General features: G+C 67.4%; 18 protein-coding genes. 5 read left to right on the forward strand and 13 right to left on the reverse strand.

All coding sequences use genetic code 11. The annotated features are described in order from the left end of the window. Positions 1-85: 85 nt before the first annotated feature. Both mraZ and ACT9TC_RS02760 read right to left on the reverse strand, forming a co-directional pair. Positions 86-517, reverse strand: a complete 432-nt coding sequence (gene mraZ, locus ACT9TC_RS02755; protein WP_458041923.1) for a division/cell wall cluster transcriptional repressor MraZ — start codon at positions 515-517, stop codon at positions 86-88. A 297-nt stretch (positions 518-814) separates the two neighbouring features. After that, entirely contained in the window at positions 815-1,186 is a 372-nt protein-coding gene (locus tag ACT9TC_RS02760) for a DUF3040 domain-containing protein (RefSeq protein ID WP_458041924.1), read from the reverse strand. Positions 1,187-1,253: 67 nt separating this feature from the next. Here ACT9TC_RS02760 and ACT9TC_RS02765 point away from each other — a divergent pair, with 67 nt between their 5' ends. Then, positions 1,254-2,327, forward strand: a complete 1,074-nt coding sequence (locus tag ACT9TC_RS02765; RefSeq protein WP_458041925.1) for a polyprenyl synthetase family protein — start codon at positions 1,254-1,256, stop codon at positions 2,325-2,327. A gap of 176 nt (positions 2,328-2,503) precedes the next feature. Here the strand turns inward: ACT9TC_RS02765 and ACT9TC_RS02770 are convergent, their stop codons facing one another. Further along, positions 2,504-2,854: an Rv2175c family DNA-binding protein gene (locus ACT9TC_RS02770; protein WP_458041926.1), complete on the reverse strand. Its 351-nt coding sequence runs from the start codon at positions 2,852-2,854 to the stop codon at positions 2,504-2,506. A 246-nt stretch (positions 2,855-3,100) separates the two neighbouring features. Between ACT9TC_RS02770 and ACT9TC_RS02775 the strand changes: the two genes are divergently transcribed. Beyond that, the gene (locus ACT9TC_RS02775; protein ID WP_458042849.1) at positions 3,101-4,219 is read left to right on the forward strand and encodes a LysM peptidoglycan-binding domain-containing protein; all 1,119 of its coding nucleotides are present in this window, start codon (positions 3,101-3,103) and stop codon (positions 4,217-4,219) included. Between the two features lie 70 nt (positions 4,220-4,289). Further along, the gene (gene pknB, locus ACT9TC_RS02780) at positions 4,290-6,236 is read left to right on the forward strand and encodes a Stk1 family PASTA domain-containing Ser/Thr kinase (RefSeq protein WP_458041927.1); all 1,947 of its coding nucleotides are present in this window, start codon (positions 4,290-4,292) and stop codon (positions 6,234-6,236) included. A gap of 68 nt (positions 6,237-6,304) precedes the next feature. Here the strand turns inward: pknB and ACT9TC_RS02785 are convergent, their stop codons facing one another. The 4 genes from ACT9TC_RS02785 to ACT9TC_RS02800 all read right to left on the reverse strand — a co-directional run bounded on the left by ACT9TC_RS02785 (position 6,305) and on the right by ACT9TC_RS02800 (position 10,470). After that, positions 6,305-7,246 (reverse strand): hypothetical protein, encoded by a 942-nt coding sequence (locus ACT9TC_RS02785; RefSeq protein WP_458041928.1) that lies wholly within the window; start codon positions 7,244-7,246, stop codon positions 6,305-6,307. Between the two features lie 144 nt (positions 7,247-7,390). Continuing rightward, positions 7,391-8,728 (reverse strand): class II 3-deoxy-7-phosphoheptulonate synthase, encoded by a 1,338-nt coding sequence (locus ACT9TC_RS02790; RefSeq protein ID WP_458041929.1) that lies wholly within the window; start codon positions 8,726-8,728, stop codon positions 7,391-7,393. A gap of 95 nt (positions 8,729-8,823) precedes the next feature. Next, a complete protein-coding gene (locus ACT9TC_RS02795) occupies positions 8,824-9,510 on the reverse strand; it encodes a lysophospholipid acyltransferase family protein (protein ID WP_458041930.1) in 687 nt (228 codons plus the stop codon). Between the two features lie 3 nt (positions 9,511-9,513). Further along, positions 9,514-10,470 carry an ROK family glucokinase gene (locus ACT9TC_RS02800; RefSeq protein ID WP_458041931.1) on the reverse strand — a complete coding sequence of 319 codons (957 nt, stop codon included), beginning with the start codon at positions 10,468-10,470 and terminating at the stop codon, positions 9,514-9,516. A gap of 162 nt (positions 10,471-10,632) precedes the next feature. On the opposite strand from ACT9TC_RS02800, the gene ACT9TC_RS02805 reads away from it, so the two are divergent. Next, the gene (locus tag ACT9TC_RS02805) at positions 10,633-12,465 is read left to right on the forward strand and encodes an AMP-dependent synthetase/ligase (RefSeq protein WP_458041932.1); all 1,833 of its coding nucleotides are present in this window, start codon (positions 10,633-10,635) and stop codon (positions 12,463-12,465) included. An 86-nt stretch (positions 12,466-12,551) separates the two neighbouring features. Here the strand turns inward: ACT9TC_RS02805 and ACT9TC_RS02810 are convergent, their stop codons facing one another. From ACT9TC_RS02810 to ACT9TC_RS02820, 3 genes are read right to left on the reverse strand one after another with little or no spacing between them, the layout of a single operon-like run. Next, positions 12,552-13,043 (reverse strand): peptide deformylase, encoded by a 492-nt coding sequence (locus ACT9TC_RS02810; RefSeq protein WP_458041933.1) that lies wholly within the window; start codon positions 13,041-13,043, stop codon positions 12,552-12,554. Positions 13,044-13,049: 6 nt separating this feature from the next. After that, positions 13,050-14,684: a nucleotide-binding protein gene (locus ACT9TC_RS02815; RefSeq protein WP_458041934.1), complete on the reverse strand. Its 1,635-nt coding sequence runs from the start codon at positions 14,682-14,684 to the stop codon at positions 13,050-13,052. Positions 14,685-14,728: 44 nt separating this feature from the next. Further along, entirely contained in the window at positions 14,729-18,136 is a 3,408-nt protein-coding gene (locus ACT9TC_RS02820; protein ID WP_458041935.1) for a pyruvate carboxylase, read from the reverse strand. A gap of 70 nt (positions 18,137-18,206) precedes the next feature. Here ACT9TC_RS02820 and ACT9TC_RS02825 point away from each other — a divergent pair, with 70 nt between their 5' ends. Beyond that, a complete protein-coding gene (locus ACT9TC_RS02825) occupies positions 18,207-19,016 on the forward strand; it encodes a ParA family protein (protein WP_036296460.1) in 810 nt (269 codons plus the stop codon). 318 nt (positions 19,017-19,334) lie between these two features. Here the strand turns inward: ACT9TC_RS02825 and ACT9TC_RS02830 are convergent, their stop codons facing one another. From ACT9TC_RS02830 to ACT9TC_RS02840, 3 genes are all read right to left on the reverse strand, one after another. After that, positions 19,335-19,880 (reverse strand): MerR family transcriptional regulator, encoded by a 546-nt coding sequence (locus tag ACT9TC_RS02830; RefSeq protein ID WP_036296483.1) that lies wholly within the window; start codon positions 19,878-19,880, stop codon positions 19,335-19,337. Positions 19,881-20,007: 127 nt separating this feature from the next. Next, entirely contained in the window at positions 20,008-20,700 is a 693-nt protein-coding gene (ftsR, locus tag ACT9TC_RS02835) for a transcriptional regulator FtsR (protein WP_458041936.1), read from the reverse strand. After that, a complete protein-coding gene (locus ACT9TC_RS02840) occupies positions 20,700-21,158 on the reverse strand; it encodes an FHA domain-containing protein (RefSeq protein WP_458042850.1) in 459 nt (152 codons plus the stop codon). The genes ftsR and ACT9TC_RS02840 overlap by 1 nt, the downstream gene beginning before the upstream one ends. Between the last annotated feature and the right edge of the window lie 126 nt (positions 21,159-21,284).

Below are 21,284 nucleotides of genomic sequence, written 5' to 3' on the forward strand. Positions count from 1 at the left end.
CCCGGGCCCTGATCCCCATCCGCTCCGACCTGGCACCGGGGAAGTGTGTCAGGGCGTGGCGGCTGGGAGTCAGGACCAGGGGGCGTCAGAAGAGGCCCGGGATCACCTCCTGCTCCAGATCGGAGTACGACTCCTCGTTGGCGGCGGCGTAGGTGTTCCAGGCATCCGCGTTCCAGATTTCGGCGTGCGCGCCGACGCCCGTGACGACGAGTTCTTTCTCGAGGCCGGCGTAGGCGCGGAGGTGCGTGGGAATGGTGATGCGGTTCTGCGAGTCGGGCATCTCGGCGCTCGCACCGGACAGGAACATGCGCAGGAAGTCGCGAGCCTGCTTGTTGCTGAGCGGCGCCTCGCGGATCCGCTCGTGCACACGCTCGAACTCGGCGGAGCTGAAGACGAAGAGGCAGCGGTCTTGACCGCGGGTGATGACGACGCCACCGGCGAGGTCTTCACGGAACTTTGCGGGGAGGATCACGCGTCCTTTGTCGTCGAGCTTGGGGGTGTAGGTGCCGAGAAGCATCGACGTGTACCCCCCTTCGCCCGGCCCGTCTCAGGTTTGGCCCCACGTTACTCCACTTCCCTCCACTTTCCTACGCTTTCGCACCACGAATCCGCGCGTGAGTCCCCGAACGACCGAACATCCGAGAGGAACAAGCTCGCCGACACGACAACGAGAGCCCGACGAGCCGTTCGAAGACGCGTCGCTCCTCCCGGATGCTCGCGGAACGACGCGGAAACTCGGGATCTCAGCCGGATGCGGGCACAAAAAAGGGGCCGACCCGAAGGTCGACCCCGAAGAGTGGAGGGAGGTGGAGGGCTAGTGGCCGTCTTGACGCCGGTCCCATCGATCGTTCATGCGATCCATGAAGCTGACCTGGCTCGCACGACGCGGGGCGCTCGTGCTCCCGGGAGCGGGCATCCGCGTGACGTCGACCCGTGTGGGCGTGAGAGCGAGGACCACTCCCCCAAGCATCGCGACGAAGCCGAGGATTCCGACCACGATCAACTGCGAGGCCACACCCGCAACGAGCGCGCCGATCCCGATGAGAACGAGGATCGCACCCAACGTGACATTGCGGTAGTTCATGGCGCGGCCCTCGCGGTCCGAGCTGACGACATCGGCGTCGTTGCGCAGAAGATGGCGCTCCATCTCATCGAGAAGGCGCTGCTCCTGTTCAGAGAGTGGCATCGGTCCCCCGTGGGTTCTAAAGATTGCGTCACAGTCTACTCGCGGCGCCGGTTACTAGGCTAGGCCCGTGCAGGGATCCCCAGACGCCATCCAAGCGGTTTCACAGCGACTGGAGAGTTTTGTCTCGGCTCGCGTCGACGAGGCGACAGACGCCGGTCCCCTCGCCCGTCCGATCCTCGAGCTCCCCGCCGCGACGTTGCGGGGCGGAAAACGGCTGCGGGCTGCTTTCTGCTACTGGGGCTGGAGGTCGGTGACGGATGATTCCCACACCGAGGAAATCATCGCCGCAGCCGCCGCGCTCGAGATCTTTCACGCCGCGGCCCTGGTGCACGACGACATCATCGACAATTCCGACACGCGCCGCGGACGCCCCGCGACGCACCGCGCGTTCGAGGCCGCTCATGTCGCGGGCGGATGGACCGGCGACGCCGCCGCCTACGGGCGCTCATCTGCGATCCTCGCCGGCGATCTTCTGGTCGCGTGGAGCGACGACCTGTTCGAGGAGGGCATAGCGGATGCGCCCGCCGACCGCGCGCGAGCGGCCCGCCGCCGATACGCGGAGATGCGGCGGGATGTGACGGTCGGACAGTACCTCGACATCGCGGCGGAGACTGTTCCCGCCCCGGACGATGAGCAGCTCGATCGGGCGCTCCATGTCGCGTCGTTCAAGTCGGCGCGCTACTCCGTCCAGCAGCCGCTCCTCATCGGGGCGGCGATCGGCGGCGCGAACACGGAGCAACAAGATGCACTCCGCGCCTTCGGCCACCCCGTCGGCATGGCCTTTCAGCTGCGCGACGACGTCCTGGGCGTCTTCGGCGATTCGGCCGCAACCGGCAAACCGAGCGGCGACGACCTGCGTGAGGGCAAGCGCACGGCGCTCATCGCCTTCGCAAGGCAGGAACTTCCCGCATCCGTCCGCCGCACTCTCGACGAGCTGCTCGGCGATCCGGACCTCGAAGACGTCCAGGTCCGGATGCTCCAAGACACGATCCGCGATAGCGGTGCCCTGGACCGGGTCGAAGAACTCATCACCTCGTACGCGCGCGAAGCGGATCGCGCCCTCGCGGGCGCTCCACTCGACAACGCGTCGGTCGGGGTGCTCCGCGATCTCGCGCGAGCGGCGGTCGACCGAGTCGCGTAGGCGCTTCACGACTCGGGGCGCTCGCGCCTCCGCACCAACCAGGTTGTTGGGGCGTCAGAACCCCGTTGGGGCGCGGTACCCCGCGCCCCAACGGGATCTCGACGCCCCAACAACGGGGGCCGGGAGTACGCTAGGCGGCCCGCCGAGCGACGGGGTATCAGCCGAGCGACGGGGTATCAGCCGAGCGACTGCGCGACGCGACGTACCTCGCTCTTGCGGCCGGCACGAAGGACCGCGATCGGGGCTTCACCCATGGTCTCTTCGGTCTCGAACAGCCACTCGACAATCTCGTCGGTCGAAAAACCCCGGTCGAGAAGCACGATGATCGTGCCGCGCAACGACGGCAAGGGCCGATCTTCGACCAGGAAGTCCGCGGGGATCTTGAGCGCACCGTCGACGCGCATAGCGACGAGATGGTGGTCATCGAGCAGGCGTCGGACGCGGCCGGGCGTTTCGCCCATCAATTCGGCGACGACGGGAAGGGGCAGCCACTCGATGGCGGAGGCCCAGGCTGGTGTCTCACTCACCCAGACAGTGTGTCACGACCGAGCGGACGACGTCACGGGCACTCCCGCCTGAACGTGAAGGTCGTGCATCTGCCCGACCCGGAGCGCTCCTAACCTCGTCTGCAACAACAGCAACATGGTCCCCACATATCACTTCTGTTGACTTTCGTTAACAGGCGTGACAGCGTTTCAGGAGTTTGATCGAGGGGAAAATCCGTGCGCAAGTCACTCAAGACGCTTGTTCGTCCGAACCGTGCGCACTTCACCGTGCCCGCAGCGCTGATCGGCACGTTCGCCGCGACACTCGTCGCGACGCCTGCCGAGGCCGCGCCGATGAACGCCGAGCGAGAATCGCGCCCCCAATGGCGCGGCGTGCCCGCGACCCCGTCGGTGGCGACGCACGTTGTCGCCGCGGGTGAGAGCGTCTGGTCGATCGCGACCGCACACGGTCTTCGCCCCGCCGATGTTCTCGCGTGGAACGGTCTGGACTGGTCTTCGGTTATCCGCCCGGGTCAGGTTCTGAACCTGAGCGCACCGGCCGCTGCACAGGTCGCGCCCACCCCCTCCGCGCCCACGATCATGTCGCACACGGTCGTCGCCGGCGACACCCTGACCGGCATCGCTCAGCGCCACGGCATCAGCCTGAAGACCCTGTTCGAAGCGAACGGGCTCGGCTGGAGCTCGGTGATCTACCCGGGGCAGACCCTGAACGTTCCGGGCGTCACCACCGCCGCGGCCGTCACCCCGGTTGCCGCCCCCGCGCCAGCACACGCACCTGCCGCCCCGCAGACCACCCACACCGTCGCCCGCGGCGACACTCTCTCGGGTATCGCCAAGAAGTACGGTGTGACGCTCGCCGCCGTGTTCGAGGCGAACGGGCTCGGTTCGGGCTCGATCATCTACCCCGGGCAGGCCATCGCCGTGCCCGGCACCGGCGCGGCACCCGCCGCGGCACCGGCGGCCGCCGCATCCGTCGACGGACTCGACGCCGAGCAGATCGAGAACGCGCGACTGATCATCCAGGTCGGCCGCGAACTCGGCGTCTCCGATCGCGGCATCGCGATCGCGCTCGCCACCGCAATGGTCGAGTCCTGGATCCGAAACCTCGATTGGGGCGACCGCGACTCGCTCGGTCTGTACCAGCAGCGACCGAGCACCGGTTGGGGCACTCCCGCCGAAGTTCGTGACGCATCCCGTTCGATCCGGGTCTTCTACGGCGGTCCGTCCGACCCCAACGGCAACCGCACACGCGGACTGCTCGACGTGTCCGGGTGGGAGAACATGGGCTTCGCGCAGGCCGCGCAGACCGTGCAGCGCTCCGCGTTCCCCGACCGCTACGCCGCCTGGGAGGGCGCCGCATACCAGTGGATCGCCGCGCTCGGATGACACGTTTCCGCCTTACCCCGAGGGTGAGGCGCTCCCGGGGCACGGGCCATAGCTTCCGTAGACTTCATTCGTGAGTACGAGCCAGCAAGCCGACCCCCTCATCGGGCGGCTTGTCGACTCTCGCTACCGCGTTCGCGCGCGGATCGCCCGCGGCGGCATGGCCACGGTATACGTGGCTACCGACCTGCGACTCGAGCGGCGCATCGCCCTCAAGGTCATGCACGGGCACCTGAGCGACGACGCGGTATTCCAGACTCGCTTCATCCAGGAGGCGCGCGCGGCCGCTCGGCTGGCCGACCCGAACGTGGTCAACGTCTTCGACCAGGGCCAGGACGAGGGCATCGCCTACCTCGTGATGGAATACCTGCCGGGCATCACGCTGCGCGAACTGCTCAAGGAGCAGAAGAAGCTCACGGTGGCGCAGACGATCACGATCATGGATGCGACCCTGTCGGGTCTTGCGGCAGCGCACCGCGCCGGCATCGTGCACCGCGACGTCAAACCCGAGAACATCCTGCTGGCCGAGGACGGCCGCATCAAGATCGGCGACTTCGGCCTCGCGCGTGCGACGACCGCGAACACCGCGACCGGTCAGATGCTGATGGGCACGATCGCCTACCTCGCACCCGAACTCGTCACGCGCGGGCAGGCCGACGCGCGCAGCGATATCTACGCCCTCGGCATCATGCTGTACGAGATGCTCGTCGGCGACCAGCCCTACAAGGGCGAACAGCCGATGCAGATCGCCTACCGCCACGCCACCGACACGGTGCCGAGGCCGAGCGCGAAGAATCCGCAGATTCCCGAGCCGCTCGACGAACTCGTGCTGTGGGCGACGGAGAAGAATCCCGACGATCGCCCGGACGACGCGTCCGTCATGCTCGATCGCCTGCGCGAGATCGAACGCGACCTGGGTGTCGCCCCCGCCCCGACACGGGCGACGGTCGCGATCGGAATCCACGACGACAGCAACTCGGGCGAGCTGACCAAGGTCATGCCCGCGGCCGCGGCTCTCACGACGACCGTGACCTCGGATGTCGACAACGGCACCCTGCTGCGGCGACGCGCGGGGCGTCGTCGCGCGCGCGGCGCCTGGTTTGCGGTGCTGGTGATTCTGCTCGCGGGGCTCGCGGGCGGTGCCGGATGGTGGTTCGGGTCGGGACCGGGCTCGCTCGTCGCGGTTCCGGATGTCTCGGGCAGGTCCTTCGAGGACGCCGCCGCGCGACTGCAGCAGGACACGCTCGTGGCGGTTCAGGGCGAGGGCGAGCACAGCCTCGAGGTCGATGCGGGCCTCGTGCTTTACACGAATCCCGGCCCCGGCGAACGCGTGGACAAGGACGCGACCGTGTCCGTCATCCTGTCGCTCGGCCCGCAGCCGCACGACCTGTCGGCGCTCGTAGGTCAGCCCGAAGACGCCGTCACCACCATGCTGACCGACATCAAGATCGAGGTCGGTCAGAGCGTGCAGGAGTTCGCGGAACCCGCGGCCGGCACGGTACTGTCGGCGACCGCGCAACCCGTTGAGGGAGTTGCGTTCGATGTCTCGAACGGCGGCACGGTGCTCGAGGGCAGCACCGTCACCCTGACCGTTTCGCTCGGCCCGGTGCCCCCCGTCGTGGGGTTGAGCGCGCAGGCGGCGACCTCCACACTGCAGGCTGTGAAGCTCGAGGTATCCCCCACTCCCGAAGAAGAGTTCTCCGACGACATCGATCAGGGCGACGTGATCGGAGTGCGCGGGCCCGAAGGGCGCAACTGGGTCCCGGGCGACGCGGTTACGCTCGTGGTGTCGAAGGGCCCTCAGCCGATCGAGATTCCCTCGAACGTCGTCGGGATGAGCATCCGTAACGCCGTCAAGACACTTGAGGGTCTCGGCTTCGAGGTCAATGCCGGGATCGAAGACGGCGAGCTGCCCCTCGGCTTCAAGTACTGGGACGTCTACAAGGTGCGTGCCACGAACCCCAAGGCGGGCACGGAGGCCCCCAAGGGCAGCACGATTACGCTAACCCCCACTCTCTAAGTCCTCGACCTGTCACGAAATGCTCGATCTGCGGCTCAGATCGAGCGTTCTGTGACGGCTCGATGGGGTCACGCGCGGAAATGCCGGCCCTCGAGAGCACGGCGGACCCTCGCGACCAGCGCGGCCTCGTCGACCAGGTCGTCCGCGCCGATCTCGATCAGCCGGTATCCCGCGTCTTCGAAAAGCTGTCTCCGGGTGAGATCCTCGAGCCAGCGCGAGCGGGACCTGCGGTGGTCATCGCCCTGGTACTCCAGCAGAAGGCGCGCCTCGCGATAGCCCAGGTCGGCGTGCCGGATGCCTCGGGCCGTTCGCACCGCGAACTGCACCTCTGGCTCGGGCAGGCCGCCCGCCACGAGCACGAGCCTGAGCAGAGTCTCGCGCGGTGAATCGACCGGCCGCCGCAGGCGCGGCACAGCCCAGGCGAGGTCGGCAGCCCCACGGCGCGAACCGTGCCGAGCGACCTCCGCGTCGAGCTCGACCGGCTCGGCAAGGGCCGGGGTGCGCCCACCCGTCCTCCGGGTACCGCTGATGAGCGCGTCACCGATCGCGACGACCCACCGGCGATCGATGCCGATGGCGCGCCCCTGCTCGGCCAGGTGGCACCACGTTCGGGCCGGAGCGACGACGGGAAGGTGGGCGAAGAAGACGACCGGCGTCGAGGCATCCTCGGTCTGTCGACCGGCGACACCCGGACGACGCATGCGCCGCGGACCGACCGTCAGAACATCGAGGCTGTCGGATGTCTGAGCCCCAGCGGGCAAGGGGAGTCCCCACAATCTGGCCGCGGTGGTGTGACTGAAAACCTGATCGTCATCGAGCACGGGCAACAGCGCGGTGCAACGGTCAACGAGGTCGGTGAGGTCCATCCCGCGGGCCCGTACGCCGTGGTGCGGACGGGCAAGGTCGCGCCCACGCATCCGTCCGTCGGCAACGCCCGATGACCGCCCCTGGGCAACCGTGAACGCCGACCCGGGCGGTATCTCGTGCGGGAGCTCGATCCGTCGACCCATCGCCCCACTCTGCCGCGCCCCCAACGCGCACCGAATGTTATCCACAGCCTCCGCGCCGAAACGCAGATCGACCTGTCACAAACCGCTCGATATTTCGAAGAAATGGAGCGGTTTGTGACAGGTCGATGCCCGGATGAGCCGGGGTCAGCGCTTCTCGAGCTCCTCGGCCACGAGGAACGCGAGCTCGAGGCTCTGCATGTGGTTCAGGCGCGGGTCGCAGAGGCTCTCGTAGCGCGTGGCCAGCGTGGCCTCGTCGATCATCTCGGAGCCACCCAGGCACTCGGTCACGTCGTCGCCCGTGAGCTCCACGTGGATACCGCCCGGGAACGTGCCGACCGCGCGGTGCGCCTCGAAGAATCCGCGCACCTCGTCGACCACGTCGTCGAAGCGGCGCGTCTTGTACCCCGTAGGCGTGGTGATGCCGTTGCCGTGCATCGGGTCGGTGACCCACAGCGGGGTGGCGCCGGAGTCGCGGACGGCCTCGAGCAACGGCGGCAGAGCGTCGCGGATCTTGTCCGCACCCATGCGCGTGATGAACGTCAGACGCCCCGGCTCGCGCTCGGGGTCGAGCTTGTCGATCAGTTCGAGCACCGTCTCAGGAGAAGTCGTGGGCCCGAGCTTCACACCGATCGGATTGCGGATCTTCGAGAAGTAGTCGATGTGCGCGCCGTCGAGGTCACGCGTACGCTCCCCGATCCACACGAAGTGCGCCGACGTGTTGTACGGCGTTCCGGTGCGGGAGTCGATGCGGGTCATGGGGCGCTCGTAGTCCATGAGCAGGCCCTCGTGGCCCGTGTAGAACTCGACGCGGCGTAGGTCGTCGAAGTCGGCGCCCGCGGCCTCCATGAACTTGATCGCGCGATCGATCTCGCCAGCGATCCGCTCGTAACGCTGGTTGGCCGGGTTCTCGGCGAACCCCTTGTTCCAGCTGTGCACCTCGCGGAGGTCCGCGAACCCACCCTGCGTGAACGCGCGGATGAGGTTCAGCGTCGAGGCAGCCGTGTGGTAGCCCTTCAGTAGACGCGCGGGATCGGGCTGGCGCGAGGCCTCCGTGAAGTCGTACCCGTTCACGATGTCGCCGCGGTAGGCCGGGAGAGTGACCTCGCCGCGCGTCTCGGTGTCGCTCGACCGGGGCTTGGCGAACTGACCCGCCATGCGGCCCATCTTCACGACCGGCATCGAGGCGCCGTAGGTCAGGACGACCGCCATCTGCAGCACCGTCTTGATGCGGTTGCGGATCTGCTCGGCCGTCGCACCCGCGAAGGTCTCGGCGCAGTCGCCGCCCTGCAACAGGAAAGCTTTGCCCGATGCCGCGCTCGCGAGACGATCGCGCAGGATGTCGACCTCTCCCGCGAAAACGAGGGGCGGAAGCGTTGCGATCTCGACCGACACAGCGGCAACGGCATCGGCATCGCGCCACTGGGGCTGCTGTTTGATCGGCAGTGAACGCCAGGAATCGAGGGGGTCAAGCAGCTGTTGCATCCGCTCAGTCTATCCGTGCGACACACGCTCGGGATGCCGCGGCACCCTTCCCCGGACCGGCGCGGGATCCGCGTCACCGCTCGCGAAAGCGACGCTCAGCGTCGGACGGCGAGGCGGTCCTTGACCGTTGAGGCGTAGACGTCCTCGTAGTACTGCTCGCCCAGCCGCTGCAGCGCGACCATGATCTCGTCCGTGACGGACCGGAGTACGTAGCGATCGCCCTCGAGCCCGGCGAAACGGGAGAAGTCGAGCGGTTCGCCGATGACCACGCCGACACGGCCGATGCGCGGCATCCGCTTTCCGATCGGCATGATCGTGTCGGTGTCGACCATCACGACCGGAATGACGGGCACGCGCGCCTCGAGCGCCATGCGCGCGATGCCGGTTCGGCCGCGGTAGAGCCGACCGTCGGGGCTGCGGGTCCCCTCGGGATAGATGCCCAGCAGATCGTCGTTCGCGAGCACCGACAGCCCGGTGTTCAGGGATGCTTCGGATGCCTTGCCGCCCGAGCGATCGATCGGGATCTGACCCGTGGCCTTCAAGAACACGCGAGTCGCCCAGCCGCGAATCCCACGGCCCGTGAAGTAGTCGCTCTTGGCCAGAAACGACATCTGCCGGTCGATCATGAGGGGCAGGAACACCGAGTCGGCGAAGGACAGGTGGTTGCTCGCCAGGATCGCACCGCCCTCGACCGGGATGTTACGACGCCCCACGATCCAGGGGCGGAAGATCGCCTTCAGGAGCGGCCCGATCACGATGTACTTCATCAACCAGTAGAACACCGCTCACTCACCGTTCCGGATGTCTGCGCGGCGGGCGAGGTCGGCGACCCCGATCACGCCCGCGTCGTTGGTCAGCTCGGCGATCGCGAACTCCGCGAGGGTACGATGGCTCGCAGCGGGCAGGGCCGAACGGAACGCCTCTCGCACGGGCCCGAGGAGCCGTTCGCCGAGCATCGATACTCCCCCGCCGATCACGAAGATCTCGGGATCGAGGATGGCAGCGAAGCTGCCGCACGCCTCGCCGAGCGACACGGCGACGCGATGCAGGGCTTCCACAGCTCCCGGGTCGTCGGAGCGAACGAGGTCGGCGATCGCCGCTCCGGGGATCTGCCCGTCAGCGCCCCGACGCGCGGCGAGGGCCGCCCCGATCCCGGATGCCTCGGACTCGGCGATCTCGCCAGCGATGCGGCGCAGCGCATGTCCGGATGCGTACTGCTCGAGGCATCCGTTCCGACCGCACCCGCAGGGCAATCCGTTCGGGATGAGGCGCGCATGTCCCAACTCGCCACCGATCCCCAATCCACCGCGTGAGAGCTTACCGTCCGTGATGATCGCGCCGCCGACTCCCGTGCCGAGCGTGATCATCGCCACCGAACCTCGTCCACGACCGGCGCCGAAGCGGTACTCCGCCCAGCCGGCGGCATCTGCATCGTTCTCGAGCACGATCTCGACACCCGCGAGCTCGGCGATCCTGTCGCGCAGGGGTTCGTCACGCCACGCGATGTTCGGCGAGAAGCGCATGATCGTACGTTCGCGGTTCATGAATCCCGCGGCGGCCACACCGACCGCGGTGATCGCGGAGCCAGAGCGCAGGTCGCGGATCATCGCGGCCACGGCCTTCTCGATGTCGCGCGGGCTCTCGGGGGTGTCCACGCGGAGCGCACGCGTGATCGCGCCCGACCCATCGACCACTCCCCCGGCGATCTTGGTTCCGCCGATGTCGATGCCGATCGAAAGCACTCCCACACTCCTTCGCGACCTCGTGCGACCACGGACGGCCTCGTGCAGTCTAGCCGCGCAAACGCCCGCGAACCGGGTCTCGAATCCCTGAGACCGAGTACCACCAGAGGGTAGACTCAGCCTGAAGCCGACAACACCCCGGTGCCAAAGGAGCTGCCGATAATGAGTGCCGTCCAATTCGAGGTCCCCGCAATCGTTCCCGCGGACCCGAAAGCCAATGTGACCCATCTGCTCGAAGATCGCGTCGCGGCAACGCCCGATCTCGCGCTCTTCGCCGTGCCGCAGGGCGAGGGGTGGCGAGACATCACTGCGGCGGAGTTCCGTCGTCAGGTGATCGCCCTCGCCAAGGGGTTCGCCGCGTCCGGGATCGAACCCGGTGACAAGGTCGGATTCCTCGCACGCACCACGTACGAGTGGACCCTGATCGACTTCGCGTTGTTCTACGCGGGCGCCGTCATGGTGCCGATCTACGAGACGAGCTCCCCTCACCAGATCCAGTGGATCCTCGAGGACTCGGGTGCTGTGGTCTGCATCGTCGAAGCTGCCGACCACGCCGCTCGTCTCGACGAGGTTCGCGGCGACCTCCCCCTGGTCCGCGAAGTGTGGCAGCTCGCCCTCGGTGCCATCGACAAGCTCAGCGAGCTCGGCGCATCCGTTCCCGACTCCGAGATCGAACGCCGCCGCGGCATCGCGCAGGGTTCGGACATCGCGACGCTCATCTACACGTCGGGCTCGACGGGGCGCCCGAAGGGGTGCGTGCTCACGCACAGCAACTTCGTCGAGTTGTCGCGCAACTCAGCCGTCGCTCTGAAGGAGGTCGTGCAGACGCCCGGCGCGTCGACGCTCCTCTTCATCACAACGGCGCACGTGTTCGCGCGGTTCATCTCGATCCTGGATGTTCACGCGGGGGTGAAGACGGGGCATCAGCCCGACACGAAGCAGCTGCTGCCCGCGCTCGGATCCTTCAAACCGACGTTCTTGCTCGCGGTTCCGCGCGTCTTCGAGAAGGTCTACAACTCGTCGGAGCAGAAGGCCGAGGCAGGCGGCAAGGGCAAGATCTTCCGAGCCGCCGCGGATGCCGCGATCGAACACTCGAAGCTCCTGCAGGACGGGAAGAAGATCCCGCTGGGCCTGAAGATCAAGTTCGCGCTGTTCGACAAGCTCGTCTACAGCAAGCTGCGAGCCGCGATGGGCGGACGCATCCAGTACGCCGTGTCCGGTTCGGCACCGCTCGGGCCGCGCCTCGGGCACTTCTTCCACAGTCTCGGCATCGTCATCCTGGAGGGCTACGGCCTGACCGAGACGACCGCGCCGGCGACCGTCAACCTCGCGACCAAGTCGAAGATCGGCACGGTCGGCCCCGTCCTGCCCGGTGTTGGCGTCCGCCTCGGCGAGGACGGCGAGATCGAGGTCCGCGGCATCGACGTGTTCAAGGAGTACTGGCGCAACCCGGAGGCGACCGCCGCGGCATTCGACGGTGATTGGTTCAAGACCGGCGACATCGGCTCATTCGACGACGAGGGATTCCTCACGATCACGGGACGTAAGAAAGAGATCATCGTGACCGCGGGAGGCAAGAATGTCGCTCCCGCCGCGCTCGAGGACCCGATCCGCGCCAATCCCATCGTCGGACAGGTCGTCGTCGTCGGCGACCAGAAGCCGTTCATCGCGGCGCTGGTCACGCTCGACTCGGAGATGCTGCCGACGTGGCTCGCGAACAACGGACACTCGGGCACGATGACCCTTACCGAGGCTGCTGAGCACGATGCCGTGCGCGCAGAGGTGCAGCGGGCCATCGACACGGCCAACGCCCACGTGTCTCGGGCGGAGTCCATCCGCAAGTTCACGATCCTCGCGACCGAGTGGACCGAAGCAAGCGGTCACCTCACGCCGAAGATGTCGATCAAGCGCAACGTGATCGTCGGCGACTTCGCGGACGACATCGCCGAGCTGTATCGCGAGCCGGTTGCGACGACGAACGTCACGATGCCGTAGCGCGTTTCGACTCGGAGCTGCGCTCCTCGCTCAACGACCGGATAACCCCCGGTCGTTGAGCGAGCGAAGCGAGACGAAACGACGTTTCAGAACCAGGACGACTCGCGCACCTCGCGCATCGCCAGCCGTCGACGTTCCGGGGTGAGTCGATCGAGGTACAGCGTGCCATCCAGATGATCGGTCTCGTGCTGGAGCGCCTGCGCCAGTAGCCCCTCACCCTCGAGCACGACAGGTTCGCCGTCGAGATCGATACCCTCGACGCGTGCCCATGGGTACCGCAGCGCCGGGTGCCAGAGACCCGGAACCGAGAGACACCCCTCGTCCACCGGCTCAGGCTCGCCCCGAACTTCGACGAGGACGGGGTTCAAGACGTATCCGATGTCACCGTCGATGTTGTAGCTGAAGGCGCGCAGACCCACACCGATCTGCGGGGCGGCGACGCCGGCGCGACCGGGGGGCTCGACGGTGTCGAGCAGGTCGCGCACCAGTGCGCGCACGCTTTCGTCGATCTCGGCGATCTCGGTCGATCGCGCCTTCAGAACGGGATCGCCGAAGAGACGGATGTCACGCACAGCCATGGTGCGTCAGGCCGCCGTCGGCACGGACTGAAGGCCCTCGACGACCTTTGCGGCGAGCTCACGGGCCGCCGCCCGGGTCGCGGGCTGCAGGTCGCGGAAGACGATGGCGCCTCCGGTCGCGAGCTGCGGGTCGTACGGCACACGGAGGACATCGCGCACTCGAGTGCGGAAGTGCGTCTCGAGCTCATCCTGGCGCACGGGCGAGGTTCCGGGCGATGACATGTTCAGCACGACGATGGCGCTCCGTACGTGCTCCTCGTAGCCGTTGGCCTCGAGCCACGTCAGCGTCTCGGATGCCAGGCGTGCTTCGTCGATGCTCTGACCCGCGACGACGACAAGACGGTCGGCACGATCCAGCGTGGCGCCCATGACCGAGTGCACGATGCCGGTGCCCGTGTCGGTCAGGACGACCGAGTAGTAGTGGGCCGCCACCTCGGCGACCGCGCGGTATTCATCACCGCTGAAGGCCTCGGCGATACGCGGGTCGGTGTCGGATGCCAGCACGTCCAGGCGGGTCTCGTCGCGCGCGACGATCGCCGAGACATCGTTGTAACCGCGGAGGTTTTCACGCTCGCGCACCAGGTCACGGACGGTTCGCCCGCTTCGCCGTGCGATGCGTTCGGCGAGGGTGCCCCGGTCGGGGTTGGCATCGACGGCGATCACCCGGTCGTCACGTGCGTCGGCCAGAGCCTGTCCGAGCAAGGTGGTGATGGTCGTCTTTCCGACTCCGCCCTTGCGCGAGACGATCGCGACGAAACGCGCTCCGCCGCCGGCGAGGGGTGCCGCGATTCGTCGATCCATAGCCTTGCGCGCGCGGGCACGCTTGCTGTCACCGATGTTCACCTTGCCGCCCGACACCGAATACAGCAGGTGCTGCCAGACGCCCTCGGGCTCGGGACGCGTGACCTGCGCCGGGTCGAGCAGGCGGTCGGCGGTCAGCAGATCGGATGTTTCGCGCTCTGCCACGTCCGCAAGTTCACCGATTCTGCGAGAGACCAGCACGGGCGCCTCGGCCTGCGTGGCGCGAGCGACCTCGCGCCGCTCGGCGGGCTCTACAGCCCGGTCAGTCTCATCGTTCATCGTCGTCTCCTTCTCGTCCGGCGCGTCGTCAACCGGAGCTTCGAGGTGCTCATCGTCTCTGGCATCGGTATCCGACGCGTGGGCTTCTTTCACCGCGGCTTCCGACGCCACGGGTGCAGACACGGCGGGTGCAGACGCCACGGGAGTCGGTTCGAATCCGGTCGGTTCGAAGCCGGTCAGCTCCTCGTCATCCAGACGAACGTTATCTGCTTCGTCGTCTTCGACAGAGGTTTCGGCGACCGTGAATTCGTCCGGCGCGGTATCGGCGGGGCCGATCTCAGCCAGGTCGACCTCGTCAGACTCTTCGGCGACAACCTCGTTGTCCGAGGGATCGACGGCAGCCGATTCGGGCAGATCGATCGTGACGAATCCGCTCGCGAAAGCGATGTCGCCCTCGACGATATCCTCGTCGTCATCCTCGTCTTCCGCGGGAAGAGCGATGTTGACGTGGGCCGTCTGCGTACCCATCAACCCGATGCCCGACGTCTCGACCGAGGGCACGTCGTCGAGGATCCCGTTGTCCGGGTCGTCGGCGCTCGGATCTTTGCCGTGAGGCGTCACTGGAACTCCGGACCTTGCAGTTGGGGGGTGGGACTTGCCCCAGATTAGTGCGCCGGACGCACCACAACCAAAAGGTCACCGGCCTCGACCTGCTGGGTCGGGCCGATCGCGAGACGCTCGATCACGCCGTCGACGGGCGACGTGATCGCCGCTTCCATCTTCATCGCTTCGATCGAAGCGACCGCTTCCCCCGCTTGAATGGTGTCACCGACGGATGCCTTGAGCGTGACCACGCCGGAGAACGGAGCCGCGATCTGACCCGGCTTTGTCGTGTCAGCCTTCTCGGCCTGCCGCGCTTCGACGGCGATGCTCCGATCCCGCACGAACACGGGACGCAGCTGGCCGTTCAGAGTCGTCATGACGGTGCGCATGCCCTTATCGTCGGCCTCCCCGATCGCCTCGAGTCCCACCAGCAGTCGCACGCCGCGCTGGATCTCGACCGCGTGCTCCTCGCCCGGCACGAGACCGTAGAGGTAGTCCGAGGTGTCGAGCAGCGACACGTCCCCGAAGACCTCACGAACCTGCGCGAACTGCTGGGTCGGCACGGGGAACAGCAGCCTGTTGAGCGCCTCGCGGCGCGCCCCGGCATCGCCCGCGAGCGCCTCCGAGTCGGCGGGAGCCAGAGGTTCCACCTCGATCTTGACGGTGCGCCCGGCCAGCACTGCCGTGCGGAAGGGCTCGGGCCATCCGCCCGGCAGATCTCCGAGTTCACCCGCCATGAATCCAACCACGGAGTCCGGGATGTCGTAGTTCTGCGGATTGGCTTCGAAGTCGGCGGGGTCGGCCTTGACCGCCGCGAGGTGAAGCGCGAGGTCGCCGACGACCTTCGACGACGGTGTCACCTTGGGGATACGCCCGAGGATCCCGTTGGCCGCCGCGTACATGTCCTCGATCAACTCGAAGTCGTCGGCAAGGCCGAGAGCGATCGCCTGCTGGCGCAGGTTCGACAGCTGTCCCCCGGGAATCTCGTGACGATAGACCCGGCCTGTCGGGCCCGGCAGGCCGGACTCGAACGGCGCGTACAGGTGACGCACGGCCTCCCAGTAGGGCTCGAGGTCCGCGACCGCGTCGAGGTCGAGCCCCGTGTCGCGGTCGGTGTGCGCGAGCGCGGCGACCAGTGACGACAGGGACGGCTGGCTGGTGGTCCCGGCCATGGGTGCGGATGCGGCATCCACAGCGTCCGCGCCGGCCGCACTTGCCGCGAGGAGCGTCGCGAGCTGGCCGCCCGGGGTGTCGTGTGTGTGAACGTGTACGGGCAGATCGAAGCGGGAACGGAGCGCGGACACCAGCCGCGATGCCGCCTCGGGGCGCAGCAGCCCGGCCATGTCCTTGATCGCCAGTACATGGGCACCCGCTTCGACGATCTGCTCGGCGAGACGCAGGTAGTAGTCGAGGGTGTACAGGTCTTCGTTCGGGTTCAGCAGGTCACCGGTGTAGCAGACGGCCACCTCGGCCACCGTGGACCCGGTCGAGAGCACGGCGTCGATCGCGGGGCGCATCTGTGCGACATCGTTGAGCGCGTCGAAGATCCGGAAGATGTCGACACCGGTAGCCGCCGCCTCGCGGACAAAGGCGTCCGTCACCGCGGTCGGGTACGGGGTGTAGCCGACCGTGTTGCGACCGCGCAACAGCATCTGGATCGGGATGTTCGGCAACGCTTCGCGCAGACGCTCGAGCCGCTCCCACGGGTCCTCGCCGAGGAACCGCAGGGCGACGTCGTACGTCGCCCCACCCCACGCCTCGACCGAGAACAGGTCGGGCGTCAGGCGCGCCACGTACGGCGCAACCGCCACGAGGTCACGCGTGCGGACTCGGGTCGCGAGCAGAGACTGGTGCGCGTCGCGGAAGGTCGTGTCGGTCACGGCGAGGGGCGTCTGCTCGCGCAACGCGCGAGCGAATCCCGCGGGCCCGAGTTCGAGCAGACGCTGGCGTCCGCCCTCGGGTGCGGGCACACTCAGATCGACCTTCGGCAGCTTCATCGCCGGGTCGATCGAGAGCGGGTTCTCGCCGTTCGGCTTGTTGACCGTCACATCGACGAGCCAGTTGAGCAGGCGCGTTCCGCGGTCCTTCGACTCCCGGCCACGCAGCAACTGGGGGCGCTCGTCGATGAACGACGTCGCGATGTCTCCCGCGACGAACGACGGGTCATCGAGCACGGCCTGCAGGAACGGAATGTTCGTCGAGACGCCACGGATGCGGAACTCGGCCAAAGCACGCCGCGCCCGGGCGACCGCGGCGGGAAAGTCGCGCCCGCGGCACGTGAGCTTCGCCAGCATCGAGTCGAAGTGGGGGCTGACCTGTGAGCCTGCGGCGGTCGTTCCGCCGTCGAGGCGGATACCCGCGCCACCGGGCGAGCGGTAGGTGGTGATCTTGCCGGTGTCGGGCCGGAAGCCCTGCGTCGGGTCCTCCGTCGTGATGCGGCACTGGAGCGCCGCACCGCGCAGACGAATGTCGGTCTGCTCGAGGCCGAGGTCGGCCAGGGTCTCGCCCGCGGCGATCCGCATCTGCGATTGGACGAGGTCGACATCCGTCACCTCTTCGGTGACGGTGTGCTCGACCTGGATGCGCGGGTTCATCTCGATGAAGACGTGCTGTCCGGCGCGGTCCCCCTCGGTGTCGACGAGGAACTCCACTGTGCCCGCGTTGATGTAGCCGATCGATTCGGCGAACGCCACGGCATCCTTGTGGAGCTTCTGCCGTAAGTCCTCGTCGAGGTTCGGGGCGGGGGCGATCTCGATGACCTTCTGGTGACGGCGCTGCAGCGAGCAGTCGCGCTCGAACAGGTGCACCGTTTGTCCCGTTGCGTCGGCGAGGATCTGCACCTCGATGTGGCGGGGCCGGACGACGGCCTGCTCGAGGAACATCCTCGGGTCTCCGAACGCGCTGTCGGCCTCGCGCATGGCCTCGGCGAGGGCGGGGGCCAACTCACCCTTACTCTCGACCCGGCGCATCCCTCGCCCGCCGCCACCCGCGACGGCCTTGGCGAACAGGGGGAATCCGATTTCGTCGGCCTGCGCGACGAGTTCGTCGACGTCCGCGGAGGCCTCGGTCGAGACGAGCACGGGAACCCCGGCGGCGATCGCGTGATGCTTCGCCGTGACCTTGTTGCCTGCCATCTCGAGCACGCGCGCGGGCGGTCCGATGAACGCGATGCCGTTGGCGTTGGCACGCTCGGCGAGATCCGGATTCTCGGAGAGAAATCCGTACCCGGGATAAATCGCGTCGCAACCGCTCTCGAGCGCGACCCGGATGATCTCGTCGACATCGAGGTAGGCACGCACGGGGTGACCCCGCTCCCCGATCTCATAGGCCTCATCGGCCTTCAGCCGGTGGAGCGAGTTGCGATCCTCGTAGGGATAGACAGCAACAGTGCGAGCACCTACTTCGTAGGCGGCCCGAAAAGCGCGGATGGCGATTTCACCACGATTCGCGACAAGGATCTTGCGGAACATGACACCTCACAGCTTCGGCGCGTCGACCTGAGTGTGTTCCACAGCCTAGGGGACGGTAACGTAGACGATTGTGCACGTACTCAGCGTCAGCTCCCTCAAGGGCGGGGTCGGAAAGACCACCGTGACGCTCGGGCTTGCCTCCGCGGCATTCGCTCGGGGCGTCCGGACCCTCGTCGTCGACCTCGACCCGCAGTCGGATGTCTCGACCGGCATGGATATCCAGGTGGCCGGTCGACTCAATGTCGCCGACGTCCTCGGAAACCCCAAAGAGAAGGTCGTCAGACAGGCGATCACGTCGAGCGGGTGGGCGAAGGTCCACCCCGGGACGATCGATGTCCTGATCGGCAGCCCTTCCGCCATCAACTTCGACGGGCCGCACCCGAGCGTGCGTGACGTCTGGAAGCTCGAAGAGGCGCTGGCGACGATCGAGGCCGATTACGACCTCGTCCTCGTCGACTGCGCCCCCTCGCTGAACGCCCTCACGCGCACCGCCTGGGCGGCCAGCGACCGTGTCATCGTCGTCTCCGAGCCCGGCCTGTTCTCGGTCGCGGCCGCGGACCGCGCCCTGCGTGCGATCGAAGAGATCCGTCGCGGTCTTTCGCCGCGTCTCCAGCCCCTCGGCATCGTCGTGAACCGCGTGCGCCCGCAGTCGATCGAGCACCAGTTCCGCATCAAGGAGCTGCGCGATATGTTCGGCCCCCTCGTCCTGTCACCCCAACTGCCCGAGCGCACGTCGCTCCAGCAGGCGCAGGGCGCGGCGAAGCCGCTGCACATCTGGCCCGGTGATTCCGCTCAGGAGCTCGCGGCCGACTTCGACGCACTGCTCGACCGCGTCATGCGCACGGGCCGCATCCCGGTCCCCGGCGACGCCCGCATCTAGCCCGGTCCCGGGCGAAGCCCGCATCTGAGTTCGACGCACTGCACCGCAGACGGTAGCCCCGGCGCTCCGACCCAACGTCCTCTCCCGTCCGCTGTGTGTCCCACTTTCGCGCTTCTGCGTCCCATTTTTCGCCGGTAATTCGCGCCTATACCGAGCGAAAATGGGACAACCATCAGCACGGCCCCCCGCGACGCACTCCATACCGAACAAAAGTGGGACATCGTCGGACAGGGCGAAAGTGGGACATCGTCGGACAGGGCGACAGCGCATCACCTCGCGCGGCGAACAGTGCTCCGTGCTAACCGGAAGGGGTTCTGGTCAGGCGGTGCGGGCCGAGCGGCGAGCGGCCAGCTCGTCGATCGTGTCGACCGTCTGCGGGCCGAACTCGACGAGCGTCGACTCCACCTCACGCAGCACCTTGCCGACGGCAATACCGAACACGCCTTGTCCACGACTGACCAGGTCGATGACCTCGTCGTTGGACGTGCAGAGATAGACGGATGCTCCGTCGCTCATGAGTGTCGTACCCGCGAGATCGCGAATGCCCGCGGCGCGAAGCTGATCAACCGCGGTGCGGATCTGCTGCAAAGAGATTCCGGTGTCGAGGAGACGCTTGACGAGCTTGAGCACCAGGATGTCGCGGAAACCGTAGAGCCGCTGTGATCCCGAGCCGCTCGCGCCACGAACGGTCGGCTCGACCAGTTCGGTGCGAGCCCAGTAGTCGAGCTGCCGGTACGTGATTCCCGCTGCACGGGCGGCGACGGCGCCCTTGTAGCCGACCTCGTCGTCCATTGCCGGAAGCCCGTCCGTGAACAAAAGGTCCGAGTCGAAACGCTTCTCGTCGGCGAGCTCGCCAGCGTTCATCGCGTCCTCCTCGCCGGGTTCCGAGACGCAGGTTCGCGACTCATCCCCCACGCTAGGACACCCGTCGTCACCGAGCAACGACATCCGCCGCGACACGCCGGACGACCCGATGTGAAGCTCGAAACGATCACGGAAGCAACCGCGTGAGCGCGGAACGAACGAAGATGGCGCGCACCTCATCGAGGCGACGTGCGAGCTCGGGGCCCACCTCGTTCGCCCGTGCACGCGAGGGCGCGTCGGCGCGGTGCGTGAGCGGGGCCAGCGCCTGCTCGATCAACGAGACGTCGCGTTCGGCGCTCTGCCGAATCGTCCGCAGGTGGCGGGGCTCGATGCCGTGGCTGTCGAGCGAAACGATCGCTCGCAACAACGAGACGCTCTGATCGCCGAACGACTCGGCGGCCGGAAGGATGCCCGACGACACGGCCTCATTGAAAAGCTGCGGTGTCGCGCCGGCAGCGCGCAACAGTTCATCCCGACGGTAGCGACGCCCCTGCGGGTGGATCGTGGGCGGCGGCTGCTGACCCGGGTGACTGGGGTCGCGTCCGGCGTCGAGGTCGCTGAGATATTCGCGGATGACGCCCAGGGGCAGGTAGTGGTCGCGCTGCAATTGGAGTGCCAGCCGAAGCCGGTCGACGTCCGCGGGAGAGAACTTGCGGTAACCGGACTCGGTGCGGGTCGGCGTGACAATGCCCTGAACCTCGAGAAAGCGGAGCTTCGAGGCCGTGAGGGTGGGAAACTCCGGCGTGAGCCGGGCCAGCACCTGCCCGATACTGAGCAGGCCCGCGCCCGCCGCAGAGTTTCGAGAAACAGCCGTGGGCATCAGCCGTCCGCCGGCAGCGGCAGATCGACCGGAGAGATGAAGAAGGTCAGACGGAACTTTCCGATCCGCACCTCGGCGCCATTGACGAGCAGGGCGCGATCAACGCGTTCGCCATCGACATAGCTGCCGTTCAGCGACCGCTGATCGACGAGCTCGAATCCTTCGGGACGTCGCGTGATCTCCGCGTGACGACGAGAGACGGTCACGTCATCGAAGAAGATGTCGGCCTCGGGGTGACGGCCCACCGTGGCGACCTCGGAGTCGAGCAGGTACCGCGCACCCGCCGTCGGACCGGACCGCACCAGCAGCAGAGCCGCTCGAGCGGGGAGAGCTGAAATGGCGTCGAGTTCGGCCTGTGAGAGGTCGGAACCGAACGGGACGAACGAGAGGTCGGAATCGTGACCGAACGTCTGGGTCGTATCGGGCGTGGAATGCGCCGACTCTGCCTCGCGGCGCATGGCCGGGGGCGCCTGGTCTTGCTGTTCTGACACGCTGTCCTCCTCGCGGTCCAGACTAGCCGATCGGATCCACGCGTGACGGGCCACGCTTTCTCGATGCGGTCGCGCGCAGCCCATCGGTGGACG

The sequence above is a fragment of the Microbacterium sp. HM-570 genome (assembly GCF_054165885.1).

Coding starts and splice junctions, on each gene's coding strand:
- mraZ (WP_458041923.1), bottom strand. CDS start 517: ATGCTTCTCGGCACCTACACCCCCAAGCTCGACGACAAAGGACGCGTG.
- ACT9TC_RS02760 (WP_458041924.1), bottom strand. CDS start 1,186: ATGCCACTCTCTGAACAGGAGCAGCGCCTTCTCGATGAGATGGAGCGC.
- ACT9TC_RS02785 (WP_458041928.1), bottom strand. CDS start 7,246: ATGGGTCGACGGATCGAGCTCCCGCACGAGATACCGCCCGGGTCGGCG.
- ACT9TC_RS02790 (WP_458041929.1), bottom strand. CDS start 8,728: ATGCAACAGCTGCTTGACCCCCTCGATTCCTGGCGTTCACTGCCGATC.
- ACT9TC_RS02805 (WP_458041932.1), top strand. CDS start 10,633: ATGAGTGCCGTCCAATTCGAGGTCCCCGCAATCGTTCCCGCGGACCCG.
- ACT9TC_RS02810 (WP_458041933.1), bottom strand. CDS start 13,043: ATGGCTGTGCGTGACATCCGTCTCTTCGGCGATCCCGTTCTGAAGGCG.
- ACT9TC_RS02820 (WP_458041935.1), bottom strand. CDS start 18,136: ATGTTCCGCAAGATCCTTGTCGCGAATCGTGGTGAAATCGCCATCCGC.
- ACT9TC_RS02830 (WP_036296483.1), bottom strand. CDS start 19,880: ATGAACGCTGGCGAGCTCGCCGACGAGAAGCGTTTCGACTCGGACCTT.
- ftsR (WP_458041936.1), bottom strand. CDS start 20,700: ATGCCCACGGCTGTTTCTCGAAACTCTGCGGCGGGCGCGGGCCTGCTC.
- ACT9TC_RS02840 (WP_458042850.1), bottom strand. CDS start 21,158: ATGCGCCGCGAGGCAGAGTCGGCGCATTCCACGCCCGATACGACCCAG.